The sequence below is a fragment of the Thermodesulfobacteriota bacterium genome (genome assembly GCA_040756475.1).
Lineage (GTDB): Bacteria > Desulfobacterota > Deferrisomatia > Deferrisomatales > JACRMM01 > JBFLZB01.
Genome location: JBFLZB010000111.1, coordinates 1 through 15181, shown reverse-complemented (window position 1 = coordinate 15181; position 15181 = coordinate 1). Strand labels below are relative to the sequence as shown.

12 protein-coding genes are annotated in these 15181 nt (G+C 68.7%); 8 read left to right on the top strand and 4 right to left on the bottom strand.

Annotation, left to right across the window (positions count from 1 at the left end):
- The first annotated feature begins 250 nt into the window (after positions 1-250).
- The 5 genes from sucC to AB1578_15300 all read left to right on the top strand — a co-directional run bounded on the left by sucC (position 251) and on the right by AB1578_15300 (position 6200).
- A complete protein-coding gene (gene sucC, locus AB1578_15320; protein MEW6489273.1) occupies positions 251-1417 on the top strand; it encodes an ADP-forming succinate--CoA ligase subunit beta in 1167 nt (388 codons plus the stop codon).
- 231 nt (positions 1418-1648) lie between these two features.
- Positions 1649-2515 (top strand): succinate--CoA ligase subunit alpha, encoded by an 867-nt coding sequence (sucD, locus tag AB1578_15315; protein ID MEW6489272.1) that lies wholly within the window; start codon positions 1649-1651, stop codon positions 2513-2515.
- A gap of 270 nt (positions 2516-2785) precedes the next feature.
- Positions 2786-3229, top strand: coding sequence for an NAD(P)H-dependent oxidoreductase subunit E (locus tag AB1578_15310; GenBank protein ID MEW6489271.1), 444 nt, complete (start codon positions 2786-2788; stop codon positions 3227-3229).
- Positions 3230-3329: 100 nt separating this feature from the next.
- Positions 3330-5252, top strand: a complete 1923-nt coding sequence (locus AB1578_15305) for an NADH-quinone oxidoreductase subunit NuoF (GenBank protein ID MEW6489270.1) — start codon at positions 3330-3332, stop codon at positions 5250-5252.
- Positions 5253-5495: 243 nt separating this feature from the next.
- Complete coding sequence (locus tag AB1578_15300; protein MEW6489269.1) at positions 5496-6200, top strand: 2Fe-2S iron-sulfur cluster-binding protein; 705 nt, start codon at positions 5496-5498, stop codon at positions 6198-6200.
- Positions 6201-6230: 30 nt separating this feature from the next.
- On the opposite strand, the gene AB1578_15295 is transcribed toward AB1578_15300, so the two are convergent.
- Positions 6231-7955 carry a hypothetical protein gene (locus AB1578_15295; protein ID MEW6489268.1) on the bottom strand — a complete coding sequence of 575 codons (1725 nt, stop codon included), beginning with the start codon at positions 7953-7955 and terminating at the stop codon, positions 6231-6233.
- Positions 7952-8689: an outer membrane lipoprotein-sorting protein gene (locus AB1578_15290; GenBank protein ID MEW6489267.1), complete on the bottom strand. Its 738-nt coding sequence runs from the start codon at positions 8687-8689 to the stop codon at positions 7952-7954. Before AB1578_15290 ends, AB1578_15295 begins: the two co-directional genes overlap by 4 nt.
- 263 nt (positions 8690-8952) lie before the next feature.
- Here AB1578_15290 and AB1578_15285 point away from each other — a divergent pair, with 263 nt between their 5' ends.
- A complete protein-coding gene (locus AB1578_15285; GenBank protein MEW6489266.1) occupies positions 8953-10005 on the top strand; it encodes a tRNA pseudouridine(13) synthase TruD in 1053 nt (350 codons plus the stop codon).
- Positions 10006-10068: 63 nt separating this feature from the next.
- Here AB1578_15285 and AB1578_15280 read toward each other — a convergent pair whose 3' ends face one another.
- Both AB1578_15280 and AB1578_15275 read right to left on the bottom strand, forming a co-directional pair.
- Positions 10069-10338: a hypothetical protein gene (locus tag AB1578_15280; protein ID MEW6489265.1), complete on the bottom strand. Its 270-nt coding sequence runs from the start codon at positions 10336-10338 to the stop codon at positions 10069-10071.
- A 153-nt stretch (positions 10339-10491) separates the two neighbouring features.
- A complete protein-coding gene (locus AB1578_15275; protein ID MEW6489264.1) occupies positions 10492-12585 on the bottom strand; it encodes a thioredoxin domain-containing protein in 2094 nt (697 codons plus the stop codon).
- Between the two features lie 781 nt (positions 12586-13366).
- On the opposite strand from AB1578_15275, the gene AB1578_15270 reads away from it, so the two are divergent.
- Entirely contained in the window at positions 13367-14710 is a 1344-nt protein-coding gene (locus AB1578_15270) for a DUF1015 domain-containing protein (GenBank protein MEW6489263.1), read from the top strand.
- Positions 14707-15181, top strand: a 475-nt coding sequence (locus AB1578_15265) for a methyltransferase domain-containing protein (protein ID MEW6489262.1), incomplete at its 3' end; no start/stop codon positions are given. The genes AB1578_15270 and AB1578_15265, both read left to right, overlap by 4 nt.

The window sequence follows — 15181 nt, the reverse complement described above, 5'->3', positions numbered from 1 at the left end:
ATCCGGGAGCTGGAGGCCGCGGGCGTCGAGCGCACCCGCATCTCCCCCATGCTGCTCCCCGACTACACCACCGACGACGTGCGCCAGCGCCAGCTCACCGCGTGCTACGTGGGAACGATGAGATAGGGGGTCGTTGCTCGTTGCTCGTGGCTCGTTGGAGGAGTAGCCAACGCTTCGGGCCAGAGAGGGCTGCACGGCGGAATCCACAACGCGCAACACGCAACGCGCAACCAACATCGCCGGAGGCGACATGAACATTCACGAATTCCAGGCGAAGCAGGTCTTGCAGAAGTACGGGGTGCCGGTGCCCCGGGGGATCGTCTGCTCCACGCCCGACGAGGTGGAGAAGGCGGCCGGCGAGCTCGGGACCCCGGTGGTGGTCAAGGCCCAGATCCACGCGGGGGGCCGGGGCAAGGCCGGGGGCGTGAAGGTGGTGAAGAGCCCGGCCGAGGCCAGGGCCGCGGCGGCCGGCATCCTGGGAAAGAAGCTCGTCACCCACCAGACCGGGCCCCAGGGCAAGGAGGTCCTCAAGGTCTACGTGGAGGAGGGCCGCGACATCGCCCGGGAGCTCTACCTCGGCATGGTCATCGACCGGGCCACGGGCCTCGTGACCCTCATGGCCTCCACCGAAGGCGGGATGGAGATCGAGGAGGTGGCGGCCAAGACGCCCGAGAAGATCCTCAAGCAGGCGGTGGACCCGGCCGCCGGGTTCCAGCCCTTCCATGCCCGCAAGCTCGCCTACGGCCTCGGGCTCGAGGGCGAGGCGCTGAAGAACGGCCAGAAGTTCATGGCCGCCCTCTATCGCGCCTTCCTCGAGACCGACGCGAGCATGCTCGAGATCAACCCCCTGGTGGTGACGAAGCAGGGCGACGTGCTGGCGCTCGACGCCAAGATGAACTTCGACAACAACGCCCTCTACCGCCACAAGGAACTCCTGGAGTTGCGCGATACGACTGAGGAGGACCCCAAGGAGCTCGAGGCCTCCAAGTTCGACCTCAACTACATCAGCCTCGACGGCTCGATCGGCTGCATGGTCAACGGCGCGGGCCTCGCCATGGCCACCATGGACATCATCAAGCTCCACGGGGCGGCGCCGGCCAACTTCCTCGACGTGGGCGGGGGCGCCAGCGCCGAACAGGTGACCAACGCGTTCCGGCTGATCCTCTCCGACCCCAGCGTCAAGGCCGTGCTGGTGAACATCTTCGGCGGCATCATGCGCTGCGACACCATCGCCGAGGGCATCATCGCGGCGGCCAAGACCGTGCACCTCGACCGCCCCCTGGTGGTGCGCCTCCAGGGCACCAACGTGGACCTAGGCCGGAAGATGCTCGCCGAGAGCGGGCTCCCCATCATCACCGCCGAGACCATGACCGAGGCGGCGGAGAAGGTGGTGGCCGCGGCGAAGAAGGCGGCGTAAGGGAAGGGGCTTTGTGGACGGGATAACAGGATAGGGCGGATGAGGCAGGAGGACAAAGCAAGGTTCTTTCCATCCTGCGAATCCCGTTATCTCGTCAAAGAAGAGAACTTCTTTTTGGACAGGATAACAGGATGGGCAGGATAAGAGACCCCAATTAGTCTTGCCTTATTGTCCTGTCTTGCATCCTGTCATCCCGTCAAAATGGGTTTTGTTCTCTAAGGAGATCGCGCGATGAGCATCCTGGTCAACAAAGACTCCCGGGTGATCTGCCAGGGCATCACGGGGGGGAATGGGAAGTTCCACTCGGAGCAGTGCCTGAAGTACGGCACCAAGCTCGTGGGGGGCGTGACCCCCGGAAAGGGCGGGACCGAGATCCTGGGGGTGCCGGTCTTCGACACCGTGGCCGACGCCGTGAAACAGACCGGCGCCGATACCTCCATGATCTTCGTGCCCGCGCCCTTTGCGGCCGACGCCATCCTCGAGGCGGCGGATGCCGGCATCAAGGTCGTCGTCTGCATCACCGAGGGCATCCCGACGCTCGACATGGTCAAGGTCAAGCGGGCGCTCGACCCGAGGAAGACCCGGCTCGTGGGCCCCAACTGCCCCGGGGTGATCACCCCCGAGGAGTGCAAGGTGGGCATCATGCCCGGCCACATCCACAAGAAAGGCCCCGTGGGCGTGATCTCCCGCTCGGGCACGCTCACCTACGAGGCCGTGGACCAGCTCACCAAGCTCGGCATCGGCCAGACCACCTGCATCGGCATCGGCGGCGACCCGATCATCGGCACCAACTTCATCGACGCCCTCTCCCTCTTCAAGGACGACCCGGCCACCGAGGGCATCGTCATGATCGGCGAGATCGGCGGGAGCGCCGAGGAGGAGGCCGCCGAGTACATCAAGGCCCACATCAGGGTCCCGGTGGTCTCCTTCATCGCCGGCCAGACCGCCCCCAAGGGCAAGCGCATGGGCCACGCCGGCGCCATCATCGCCGGGGGCAAGGGCACCGCGGCCGAGAAGATGGCGGCGCTGGAGCGCTGCGGCGTCAGAGTCGTCAAGAGCCCCGCCGACATCGGGGCAGCGATGAAGTCGCTGTTGTAGGCGAGGATGGAAGGACGGTTTTTGGACAGGATGACAGGATGAACAGGATTAGGCTTGGAGGGCCTTTTTGGATGTGCTCTCTCGGTTCAACATCCTGTAAATCCTGTTATCCTGTCAAGAAAAGATCTTGAATTTGTTTTGACAGGACAACAGGATGAGACTTGGAGAGCCTTTTTGGATGTGCTCTCTCGATTCAACATCCTGTCAATCCTGTCATCCTGTCTAGAAACGGATCTACGCCGGAGGTATCCCTTGCTCGATCCGACGCTGATGCCGGTCGACCACATCATCGACCGCTACGATGCCAGGCGCGAAGCGCTGGTGCAGATCCTCCTGGACGTGCAGAAGGAGCTGCGCTGGCTGCCCCGCAACGTCCTCAAGCGCGTCTCCGACCGCCTGGGGGTGACGCTGCGCGAAATCTACAACGTCGCCACCTTCTACAAGCACTTCAGCCTGGTCCCCCAGGGGCGCCACCAGATGTCGGTGTGCGTGGGCACCGCGTGCCACGTGCGCGGCGCCCAGAAGCTCCTGGACCGGGTCTCGAACGTGGTGGGCATCCAGGCGGGGGGCACCTCGAAGGACGAGAGGTTTTCGCTGCACACGGTCAACTGCGTGGGCTGCTGTGCCCTGGGACCCGTCATGACCGTGGACGGCGAGTACCTCTCGAACCCCACTACCGAGGAGCTGGAGAAGGTCTGCGAGACCTGCGAGTAGCGCTTCTCCTGCCCCCTCTCCCCTCGGGGGGAGCGGGCAGGGTGAGGGGGGCCCCCGTCCCGGTACGCACCCAGGCCGCACGACACCCCGTGGAGAACCCATGGCCCGACTGACATCCCTGGAAGATCTGGAGCGCTACCGCCAGGAGGTGCTGGCCAGGCGCGACCCCAAGAAGCCCTGCGTCACTATCTGTTCCGGCACCGGGTGCCGAGCTTACAAGAGCGAGAAGGTGGCCCACGCCTTCCAGGCCGAGCTCGAGGCCAAGGGCCTCGCCGGCAAGGTGGACGTGCGCCGCACCGGGTGCCACGGCTTTTGCGAGCGCGGCCCCATCGTGGTGATGCTCCCGGAAGAGACCTGCTACCTCAAGGTCAAGGTGGAGGACGTTCCCGAGCTCGTGGCCGAGACCCTGGTGGGGGGCAAGGTCGTGGAGCGGCTGCTCTACCGGACCGATGCCGGCGAGGGGGTCGTCCACGAAAACGACATCCCCTTCTACAAGCACCAGACCCGGCTCCTCTTCCACGACAACCTCAGGATCGACCCCACGAACCTCGACGACTACCTGGCCGTGGGGGGCTACGGGGCGCTCGCGAAGGCGCTGGGGTCCATGACCCCCGAGCAGGTGGTGGCCGAGGTCAAGAAGTCGAACCTCCGGGGCCGGGGAGGGGCGGGCTTTCCCGCGGGCGTCAAGTGGGAGACCACCCGCAATTCCCCCGGCGACGAGCGCTACGTGCTCGTGAACGCCGACGAGGGCGACCCCGGGGCCTACATGGATCGGTCCATCCTGGAGGGCAACCCCCACTCGGTGCTCGAGGGATTCATCATCGGCGGCTACGCCATCGGCGCCCGCACCGGCTACGTGTACGTGCGCCAGGAGTACCCCCTGGCGGTGGAAAACCTGATCGGGGCTCTGGACGACCTCCACGAAGCCGGGCTCCTGGGCGAGAACATCCTGGGCACCGGGTTCTCCTTCGAGATCCTCATCTACCGGGGTGCCGGAGCCTTCGTCTCCGGCGAGTCGAGCGCGCTGATGAGCTCCATCGAGGGCAAGGTGGGCGAACCCCGGCCCAAGTACATCCGCACCTCGGTCAAGGGCCTCTTCGACAAGCCCTCGAACCTCAACAACGTGGAAACCTGGGCCAACGTGCCCCTCATCATCAGCCGCGGCGCCGAGTGGTTCGCCGGCATCGGCACCGAGGGGAGCAAGGGCACCAAGGTCTTCTCGCTGGTGGGCAAGGTGAACAACACGGGCCTCGTCGAGGTGCCCATGGGGATGAGCCTGCGCCGCATCGTCTTCGACATCGGCGGCGGCATCCGCGAGGGGCGCGCGTTCAAGGCCGTGCAGACCGGCGGCCCCTCGGGGGGCGTGATCCCCGAGAGCATGCTCGACCTGCCCGTGGACTTCGACGAGCTCACCAAGGTGGGCTCGATGATGGGCTCGGGCGGCATGATCGTCATGGACGACAACACCTGCATGCCCGACGTGGCCAAGTACTTTCTCGAGTTCCTGGCCGACGAGTCCTGCGGCAAGTGCGTGCCCTGCCGCGAGGGCGTGTGGCAGATGCTCCAGATCCTCACCCGCATGGTGAAGGGCGAGGGCCGAGAGGGCGACGTGGAGCTCTTGGAGGACCTCTCCACCACCGTGCAGGACGCCTCCCTGTGCGCCCTGGGGCAGAGCGCCCCCAACCCGGTGCTCTCCTCCATCCATTACTTCCGCGACGAGTACCGCGCCCACGTGGAGGAGAAGCGCTGCCCCGCGCTCGTGTGCAAGGCCCTCACCAGCTACTGGGTCGACCCGGACAAGTGCATTGCCTGCGGCCTGTGCAAGAAGAATTGCCCCGTGGGCGCGATCTCCGGGGAGAAGAAGCAGGTGCACGTGGTCGACCAGGCCCTGTGCACCAAGTGCGACACCTGCTTCCAGGTCTGCCCCCCCAAGACCCGCGCCGTCACCAAGCTCTCCGGCCAGCCCGTCCCCAAGCCCCCGGAGGATCTCGCGGTGCGGGCCGCAAAGGGGAAGAAGGGATAGACAAAGAGGGCTTGGACGGGATAACGGGATCTTCTGGATGAAGTCGTGTTTCTGGTTTCATCCTGCCCATCCTGTTATCCTGTCTAAGATTTCGTTCCTTGTGTCTTGAGCCAAATTCAAACCTTTTGACAGGATTACAGGATATTCAGGATAGATCCTCTTTTTGTTCTATCCCGTCCATCCCGTTATCCCGTCTAGCATGCTCTTCGCCCAGCCCGTGATCCCGTCCGAAGAGGTCGCCCTATGTCCGCACCCGCCCAGACCGCCGAAGCCCCCGGCGCCCCCGTGAAGCTCACCATCGACGGCCGCTCCGTCGAGGCCCGGGAGGGGATGACCGTCCTCCAGGCCGCCCGGGAGGCCGGCATCGAGATCCCCACCCTGTGTTACCTGGAAGAGCTCTCCGGGTACGGCTCCTGCCGCCTGTGCCTCGTGGAGGTCAAGGCGGGCAGGCGCACCCGCACCGTCGTCTCATGCCTCTACCCGGTGGAGGAGGGTTTGGAGGTCCAGACCGAGACCGAGAAGATCGCCCACCACCGAAAGCTCATCCTCGAGCTCCTCGCCGCCCGGTGGGACCGGGTGGACCCCGCCCTCCTGAAGAAGTACGGGGCCGACCCCGAGCGCTTCGCCAAACACACCACCTACTGCATCCTGTGCGGCCTGTGCGTGCGCCAGTGCGCCGAGATCGAGGGCAAGAACGTGCTCGGCTTCATCGGCCGGGGCACCGAGCGCCAGGTGGTGGTCTATCCCGAGCTCGCGGCGAAGTTCTGCGCCCAGTGTGCCAAGGGCCGCGAGATGCCCTGCCTCGAGGTCTGCCCCACCGGCGTCATCACCAGCGAGTTCGCCGCCGCCGGCCTCACCCTCCCCGACAAGCTCCCCGTAGCCTACCCCGTCTGCATCAAGGACGACGACAACCTGCGCGACGTCGCCAAGAAGGTGGGCGACGTGTAGCGAGGCAGGAAGGTCTCCACCCGGCGCTGGTCAAAACGCCGTGAACTCGGCCCCCACGCTGCCGAGGTAGCGCAGGGCGCTCCCGAACTCGTCCCGGTTGCCCCCCGAGCCGTAGGCGCCGAAGCCGAAGAGGCGCCAGCGGTCGGCGAGACTCCACTCCAGGTAGGTGCTCCCGAGGCCGCTCCGGTCCTCCAGGTTCTGCGCCCAGCGCAGGATGACCGTCAGGCGGCCGGCGATCTCCGTGTGCAGGTACTGGGCGAAGAGATAGTGGCGGCGCAGGAGTTGCTGCGGCACGGCCACGTCGCCCGGGCCGAGCTCCAGGAGCCCTGCCCGTACCAGGGCGGCGGCCGCGTGGGCGCGGTCGAAGAAGCGCTCTGCTTCCGCGTTGTCGTAGCCGGACTCGTTGTAGGCGTACTCCAGGGAGACGGTGGGGCCGAGCTCCAGGGTGTACCCGGCTCCCAGGACGGAATAGAGGGCGAAGTCCCCGTCGACTTGCCGGTCGATCGGGTCGGTCCCCTCCTGCGAAACATCGTCCCGGTCGCGGCGCGAGACGCTGGCCTCGCCGTACAGGAGCATGGCGTCCGAGGCGGTCCACTGGCCGTAACCCCGCAGGGAGCCGTCGGCGCCGCCCCCGCCGTGGGCGAGCACGCCCCCGCTCACCTCGTAGCCCAGGTAGTCGAGCTTCAGCGCGTGGGAAGGGTGCCAGCTCCTGCCCCCCAGTTCCCCCTCTCCGCGGCCGGTGTTGGCGATCCAGGAGAGCGTCAGGGATGGGGTAGGGAGCCACAGCACACGCAAGAAGTCCATCCCGGGGACCTCCCGCACGGGGTTGTCCCGGCCGTTGTCGGCAAAGAACGGATTCGAGGGGTTCACGAACTGGGCCGGTCCCCACTGGAGGTTCTCCCGGCCGAAGGAGACGAAGCCCCGCTCCCAGATGCGGGCCTGGGCCCGGCCTTCGAGGAGGAGCACCTCGGCGTCGGTATCGGAGTCGCCCGCCCTGGGCCCGTCCTGCCGGTGCTCGCGGGTGAGCCGCGCCCGGGGCTTGGCCGTGAGGTAGAGGGGCCCCAGGTCCAGGGAGAGGTCCAGGCGGGCCTCGCCCTCGGAGACCTGCCGCGGAAGGTCCAGCACCCGGTTTTCGGGGTTGAGTCCGCCCAGGGCCGGCCGCTGGTAGCGGTGGCTGCCCAGGAGCCGCAGGGTCGCCGAGCCGCGCTCGGACAAGGCTTGGAGCAGGGTCGGGGCCCCGGGTTCTTCCCGGACCGGGTCACCGGCTGCCGGCACGGACGGCAGGAACGGCACGATCGGGGGCGGCCCCGGTGCTCTGGACGGAGCAGGGGAGGCCGGGAGCACGACCACCAGGAGGGCATCCTCCTCCCAGAAGGTCGCCCCGATCTCCCACCCTTCGGGGGGAGAGATCCAGCGTTGGGGGGCGGCGGCGTCTCCGGCCGCGAGCCGGCGAGCGAGATTGCGGTCCCCCTGGAGCCGAAACGCGCCCACCTCGGGAATCGCCAGCCACGCCGCAAACCGGACCGGGTCGCCGTCGAGGTCCAGCGAGGTCGCCCGGGGGTTCAGGGCGAGGAAGTCGTCGCGCGCGATCGGGCGCCGGTGGCCGGCGGGCGCGGCCAGCTCTGCGAGCAGGGACCGGGGCAACCGGAGCTCCAGCACCTCCTCGGCCCCGCAGTTCGCCGCCCAGCCCCAAGCCAGAGCCACGCTCAGGGAGAAGGCGGCCCCCGCTCTCCTCCAGGTTCCGCGTCGCTTCATCGCATCAGCAGGTTGAGATTGAACGTCGAATCGGGAACGGCCTGGACCGAGATGCCGGAGTACTCCAGGGTGGTCACCTCCTGGGGCCGCACGGCGTCGCGAATCACCATGCGGCTCACGAAGGGGATGCGCTCGCCCCCGTGGGCGATGGTGTTGGCGTACTCGAAGGTGGCGGTCTTGAAGAGCTTGCCGCTCACGGTGTAGAACTCGGCCTTCACCCCCACGCCCCGCTGCTGGGACACCCAGTACACGATGCGGTCGTAGGTGGCGCTCTTGTTGGTGGCCGTGAGGTCGAGCACGTGGCACGGTTCGCCGTCGAGGACCTCTTCGTCCCGGAACACCCCCTCGTAGTCGCCCGCGTAATTCGTGCTCGCGATGTCGCCGTTGGCGGCCTGCCCCATGAGCTTCTGGCGGGGGCTGATGGGCACGGGCTTCGAGACCCCGGGCTTGAGGAACCACATGTTGCGGCCCACCATCAGCACCTTCTGGTCCTTCACCCGGGGAGGCGCCGCGAACACGGCGAGCACGTCCTGATCCCGGGCGGTGACCGAGAGGGTCTGGTCCCGCTCCTCGCCCTTCTCGACGGAGCGCATTGCCACGGTCCACACCAGGCCCGGGAGCTTGCCCCGAGCCCGGTCGGCGGTTTCGAGGATTTCCCGAGGGGAGAGCCCGGTGCGGGCCCACGCGGACGTCGCGACGAAGAGGAGCAGCAAGACAAGCCGGGCGATCTTCATGGGTGACCTTTCGTGCGGGGGGCTTTCGGCGCGACCGCGGCACCGTACCCCCTCAGCGGCGGCGGGGGCCCGGTGTCCTATGCCATCGCCGCCGAGGTTTACCTATCGGCGCCGGGAGCGTCAAGCTCAAGGGGTGGGCTCAAAGGGTGGGGGCCCCGTGGGGCAGTGCGCCGGATACACCTCGACCCGCGGCTCCCTTTTGGGTAAGTTGGCGCCCGGCGGCGCCCGGGCAGCGCCTGACTCCACACGAGGAGGATGCAGCAATGGGTTCGGAACGCGCGTCGCGGTGCCGCCTGGGAGCGGTGCCCTATGTGGAGTTCGACTATCCCCGCCTCTGGAGCGGGCCGGCGGCGGGGGGGGCGTGGACCCCTTCCCCCCAGACGTTCCGGGTCGAGGAGCTGCCCCTCTACCCCTTCTCGGGGGAGGGGGAGCACGCCGCCCTCGTGGTGGAGAAGAGGGGGGCGGCAACCCGGGACCTGGCGGTGGGGGTTGCCGGGCGCCTGGGGGTCTCCCCTGCGGCGGTGGGTTACGCCGGCATGAAGGACAAGGGCTGCATCGCGGTGCAGGCCTTCACGGTGACCGGGGTGGAGGAGGAGCGGGCCCGGGGGGCCTTCGAGGCCGAGGGGGCGCGGGTGCTGTCCGCATCGCGCCACAAGAACAAGCTGCGCCTGGGGCACCTGGCGGGAAACGCCTTCCGCGTCTTCCTGCGGGGAGCCCGCGCCGATGCGGTGGCAACGATCCTGGAGGGGTTGACCCGCACGGGGGTGCCCAACTATTACGGCCCCCAGCGTTTCGGCGCCCGGGGGGACAACCCGGTCAAGGGCCTCGCCGTGCTGGAGGGGAGGCTGCGGGTGGCGCGGTGGAAGCGGGACCTCCTGGTCTCGGCCCTCCAGTCGCGCGTCTTCAACGAGGTGTTGGCTCGCCGGCTGGAGGAAGGCTCCCTCGTTCGGGCGCTGGAGGGGGACGTGCTCCGCCGGGAGGACTCGGGAGGCCTGTTTCTGTGCCGTGACGTCGAGGACGATACGCGGCGCGTCGAGACGTTCGACGTCAGCCCCACCGGCCCCATGCCCGGCCGAAAGATGGTGCGGCCGGACGGCCCTCGGGCTGCCGCCGAGCTCGAAGTCCTCGGGGAACTGGGGTTGAACGAGGAACTCTTTTCCCGCGAGACCGGGGCCCGGCGCCCCCTGCGCGTGCCCCTCGGAGATCCGGCAGTGGAGGTCGCCGACGGCGGTTGCTGGGTGCGCTTTGCGTGCCCGGCCGGCGCGTTTGCCACGTCGGTGGTGCGGGAGGTCTTGGGAGAGGGCCCCGAACGCTGACGGCGCCCCGGGCAGGGCGGCGGTGCGCCGAGCTCCACGCTCGGCCGGGAGGCGGTGGGGCGCTCACCCCTCCGGGGGCCGGTGGCACATGTAGCACTTGACGAACTCGGTGCGCAGGGAGCCGTCGGGCAGGAAGTGGGGCTTTTCTCCTTCCGTCGGCATGGGGACTTCCCCATCCGGACCGTGGCACTGGGGACACTGGGCGTAGTCCTTCCGGTCCGCGTGGGTGGCGTCTGCCGGGAGGCGGGGCGTGGTCACCTTGGGGGCGAGGAGCAGCACGCCCAGAACCGCCGCGCACAGGACCGCGAAGACCAGGTGGTACCATTTCTTCATCGCAGAAGCCTTTCCGGGCTCTCGGTGGGATCCGGTTCGCCATTCTACCGGGCCTTGCCACCGATTCAAAGGCCGGTCGGCGCCCCGGGCGCCACATTTCGCGTCGGAAACGGTGGCGGTTTTCGCCGTCGTGGGGGCACGGGCGACCCTTGATCAGGCCGGGTGCTCCAGAGTTTTCGCGAGCTCCTCCGGGAGGGATACCGGGGCCCGGCAGGCGAAATCCTGGCAGACGTAGGCTGCCGCGCGTCCCTCCACGGGGCCCATGTGTTCGCGGAACGGGCACAGGGCCGCCACCACCGGGTCCCCGGGCGGGGCCAGGAGCAGGGCCGTCTCCGGAGCGTAGGCGGCCCTCGCCGCCGACAGGAGGCCCTGGGTCTCCGGGGCCTCCGGGAGGCCGGCGATCACCACCTCCCGGGTGGGCTCCAGCAGCAGGCTTGCGCCGGCCAGAAACTGGGTGAAGGCCGCCGGATACTGGGCCACGCGGCCGGCGAAGGCCTCGGCGATTCCCCGGGCGTGCTCGGTCCAGGCCGGGTCACCGGTGAGCTGCCCCAGGCGGGCGAAGACCTCCAGTGCCACCGAGTTGGCCGACGGGGTGGCGCCGTCGTAGACCTCCTGGGGGCGCAGCACGAGCTCCTCGGCATCGGCGGCCGTGTCGAACAGTGCGCCGGTGGAGCCGCCGCCGAAGCGCTGAACGAGCTCCCGGGCGAGCTCCAGGGCCTGGCGCAGCCGGGCCGGGTCGAAGGTGGCGCCGTAGAGGTCCAGGAGCCCCCGGGCCAGAAAGGCGTAGTCTTCAGCAAAGGCTGGCACCGCGGCCTCGCCGTCCCGGAAACGGCGCAGGAGCCGGCCGTCGGGGCGCAGACGCGAGAGCACGAAGTCTGCCGCGCGCGCCGCCGCCCTGGCGTACCGGGGCTCGTCCAGGGTCCACGCGGCGCGGCCCAGGGCCGAGATCATGAGCCCGTTCCACGCGGTGAGCACCTTGTCGTCCCGGTGGGGGCGCACCCGCCCTTCCCGGCGGGAGAAGAGCCGGCCCCGGGCGGACTCGAGCCGGGCCGCAAACGCCTTCGGGTCCACTCCCCGTTCCCACGCCCACGCGTCCAGGGGCCGGTCCAGGTGGGGAATGTTGGTTCCCGTCGGCTCGCCGGTGGCTTCCTCTCGAAAGTTTCCCTCCTCCGTGATGCCCTGGACGCGGCAGTAGAGCTCGCCGTCGTCCAGACCCAGCACGTCGAGCACCTCGCGGCGCGTCCACACGTAGAACTTCCCCTCCACCCCCTCCGAGTCTGCGTCTTCCGCCGAGTAGAAGGCCCCTTCGGGGCTCGCGAGATCCCGCAGCGCGTAGGTGAAGATCTCGCGGGCGGTCCGCGCGTATCCAGGCTTTCGGGTGGCCTGGTGGGCTTCGAGGTAGGCCAGGGCGAGGCCCGCCTGGTCGTAGAGCATCTTCTCGAAGTGGGGGAGCAGCCAGTTGGCGTCGGTGGCGTACCGGTGAAAGCCAAAGCCCACCTGGTCGAAGAGACCGCCCCGGCGCATGGCGTCGAGCGTCGTCTCGGCCATCCGGAGCAACTCGGGGTCACCTGTGCGCCGCCAGCGGCGCACCAGGAAGACGAGGTTGTGGGGCGTGGGGAACTTGGGAGCGGGGCCGAAGCCGCCGCGAGCCGCGTCGAACTGCCCTCGAAAGAGGCGGACGGCTTCCTGGAAGAGCGCGGGGGCGAGGGCCCCGGACTCCTCCGGTCCGGCAGGGGCCGGCTGCAGGCGCGCCACGATCTCGCGGCCGGCGCGGTGGACGCGCTCCGGGTCTTCCTGCCACAGCGCCGCCGCCTGGCGCACCAGCTCCACGACCCCGATCCTCCCGTGCCGGCTGTGCTTGGGGAAGTAGGTGCCCGCGAAAAAGGGGTTCCGGTCGGGGGTCAGGAGCACGGTCAGCGGCCACCCGCCGCTTCCGTTCAAGGCCTGGCAGACCGTCATGTACACCTGGTCCACGTCGGGCCTCTCCTCCCGGTCCACCTTCACCGGCACGGTGAGGGTGTTGAGCACCGCGGCCACCTCTTCGTCCTCGAAGCTCTCCCGCTCCATCACGTGACACCAGTGGCAGGTGGAGTACCCGATGGAGAGGAAGACGAGCTTGCCCTCGGAGCGGGCCCTGCCGAAGGCCTCTTCGCCCCAGGGGTACCAGTCCACCGGGTTGTGGGCGTGCTGGAGGAGGTAGGGGCTCTTTTCCCGGGCGAGCCGGTTGCGATGGGGCGCGGTGCTCATTCGAGACTTCCTCTGGGTGGGGCGTGCGGATGGAGTCTCCATCCTACTCGAGAACCCGGCGCCGGAAAGGCAGGGGTTCGGACTCCGGCTAGAGGAGGCGTGTGATGGGGAGCGGATTGCGGGTGGACTCGGGGTGCGAACTTGCCCGCAGCCCACCGGGCGAAATGGCGCAGGCCCGGGGGACATGGGCCTGGGGCGCGCCTGCCCCCGCGGGCCCCAATGCTGCGCCGGCGGGGCTGGCGAGGCCGCGGCACGGGGCTTGCTGCGATTCGGCGAGGTTGGGGCGGGCCCCCCTTTACCCGCCGCCACGATTTCGTTTCGATGATTTCCATTCCAGATTTCTCCGGCCATGGGGCGCCCCACCCCGCGCCGGGGAGGTGGCAGGTCTCCCCAACCTGCCACCATTTTTTTTGCGCGGGTTCCGGGTCGTCTGTGCGTGGGTCGCGGTCGGCCCGCCAGCCGCGCGGCCTCCCCAGGCGACTCGCCCGAGTCGCCTGGATCCACGACCAGATTCTTGGGGCGGGGTCCGGGAGCCCCGGAGCGTAGTCCCGTACCGCATCGACCGATCCGCCGCAGTCCACGGAAACCGGTGGCCAGGCGCACCGGTTGCGCGAGGGACCCCTCCTCCAATTGCCGCGGATTGCGGGGCGCAGCGCAGGGGCTCCCGGACCCCGCTTACCACCCAGGCGGTGGATCGAGGGTCGACTTGCCCGTTGCGCCGGACGGCTCCCTGTGCTAGCAAGGTGCCCCCCAAACGAACGCCAGACCCAGGAGCCGATCGATGGCCGAAATTTTGCCGTTTCGCGGGATTCGCTTCCACCCCGGGCACGTGCCCGACTTCGATGCCGTGGTCACGCCGCCCTACGACGTCATCGGGGCAGATATGCAAGAGCGGCTCTATCGCCGCAGCCCCTACAACATCGTGCGGCTGGACTACGGAAAGATCCTGCCCGGCGACGACGACGTGGAGAACCGCTACACGAGGGCCGGACGGTACTTCCACCAGTGGCTGGCGACGGGAGTCCTGGTCCAGGAGAAGGAGTGCTCCATTTACTACACCGAACAGGACTACGCGGGAGAGTTCGGGGAGCCCATGACCCGCAAGGGCTTCCTGGCGGCGGTGCGCCTGGAGGACCCTGAGTCCGGGTTGTACCTGCCCCACGAGAGGACCCTGGCCGGCCCCAAGGCCGACCGGCTCCGGCTGATGCAGACGTGCCGCGCGAACCTGAGCCCCATCTTCAGCTTGTATGACGACCCGCGGATGCGGGTGCTTCGTGATGTGGAGACGCTGCCGCTGTCGTCGGCCCCGCTGGTCACCGTGACGATGGAAGATGGTTCGCGAACGCGGATGTGGCGCATCAGCGACCCGGACCGGATCCGGGCCGTGGCCGCCGGCTTGAGCGCCAACAGCTTCTTCATCGCCGACGGGCACCATCGGTACGAGACGGCCCTGAAGTACCGGGACCTGCGGCGCGAAGAGATCCCGACCTACACGGGGCGGGAGTCGTGGAACTACGTGCTCATGTACCTGTCCAACCTGAGCGCACCGGGGCTGTCGGTGCTTCCGACCCACCGGGCGGTCTTCGGGCTGGAGGGCTTTCGCCTGGAGACCTTCTTGGAGCGCCTGCGCCGGTACTTCCACGTGGAGGAGATCACGGGGCCCCTGCGGGAGCTCATGGAGCGCATGCGGGACCTGCGAGGCCGGGCGCATGCCCTGGGTTTCACGGCCCGGGGAGACGATCGGCGGTGGCTGCTGACGCTTCGGGACGAGGACGTGATGAAAGGGCTCCTCGAGGGGAAGATGGCCGCCGTCCTGCGCACCCTGGACGTCACGGTCCTCCACTCCCTGATCCTCGAGCACCTGCTGGGGGTGGACCAGAAGGCGCAGGAAGAACAGCGCAACCTGAGTTACGTCAAGGGGCACGAGGAGTTGGTCCGGGTGGTTCAGGAGGAACCCGGGATGCAGCTCGGGTTCCTCCTGAATCCGACGCGCCTGGAAGAGGTCAAGGCGGTAGCCGAGGCGGGAGAACGCATGCCCCAGAAGAGCACGTTCTTCTTTCCCAAGATCGTCACGGGGCTCGTAATCCATCCCCTCTTCGGCGAGGCCGAGACCTGCCGCGCGTGACCGCTGGCCCCGAGGGGAGCCTTCCCGGATTCTTCGGCCCCGGGGAGACGGGAGACAGCGCCCTGGGGGGCACCGTGCGGCTCGTCCAGCCGCAGAAGGGCTACCGGTTCGGGGTCGACGCGGTCCTCCTGGCCCGCTTTGCCGCCGAGCGGCCGGCAGCCCGGGCCCTGGACCTCGGGTGCGGGTGCGGCGCCGTGACTTTGTGCCTGCTCGCCCTGGGAGGCGCCCGGGAGGTCCTGGGCATCGACATCCAGGAGCAGATGGTGGATCGGGCCCGGAGGGGCGCCCGGTGGAACGGCCTGGAGGAGAGGGCCCGCTTCGAGGTGGCCGACCTGCGGGAGCTGGGCAGGAGCATCGCCCCCCAGTCCTTTGACCTGGTGGTCTCCAACCCCCCCTACCGCCCTGCCGCTTCGGGGCGGACGAGCCCCGACCCGGCCTGCGCCCTGGCCCGCCCCGCGGTGGCGGGATCCC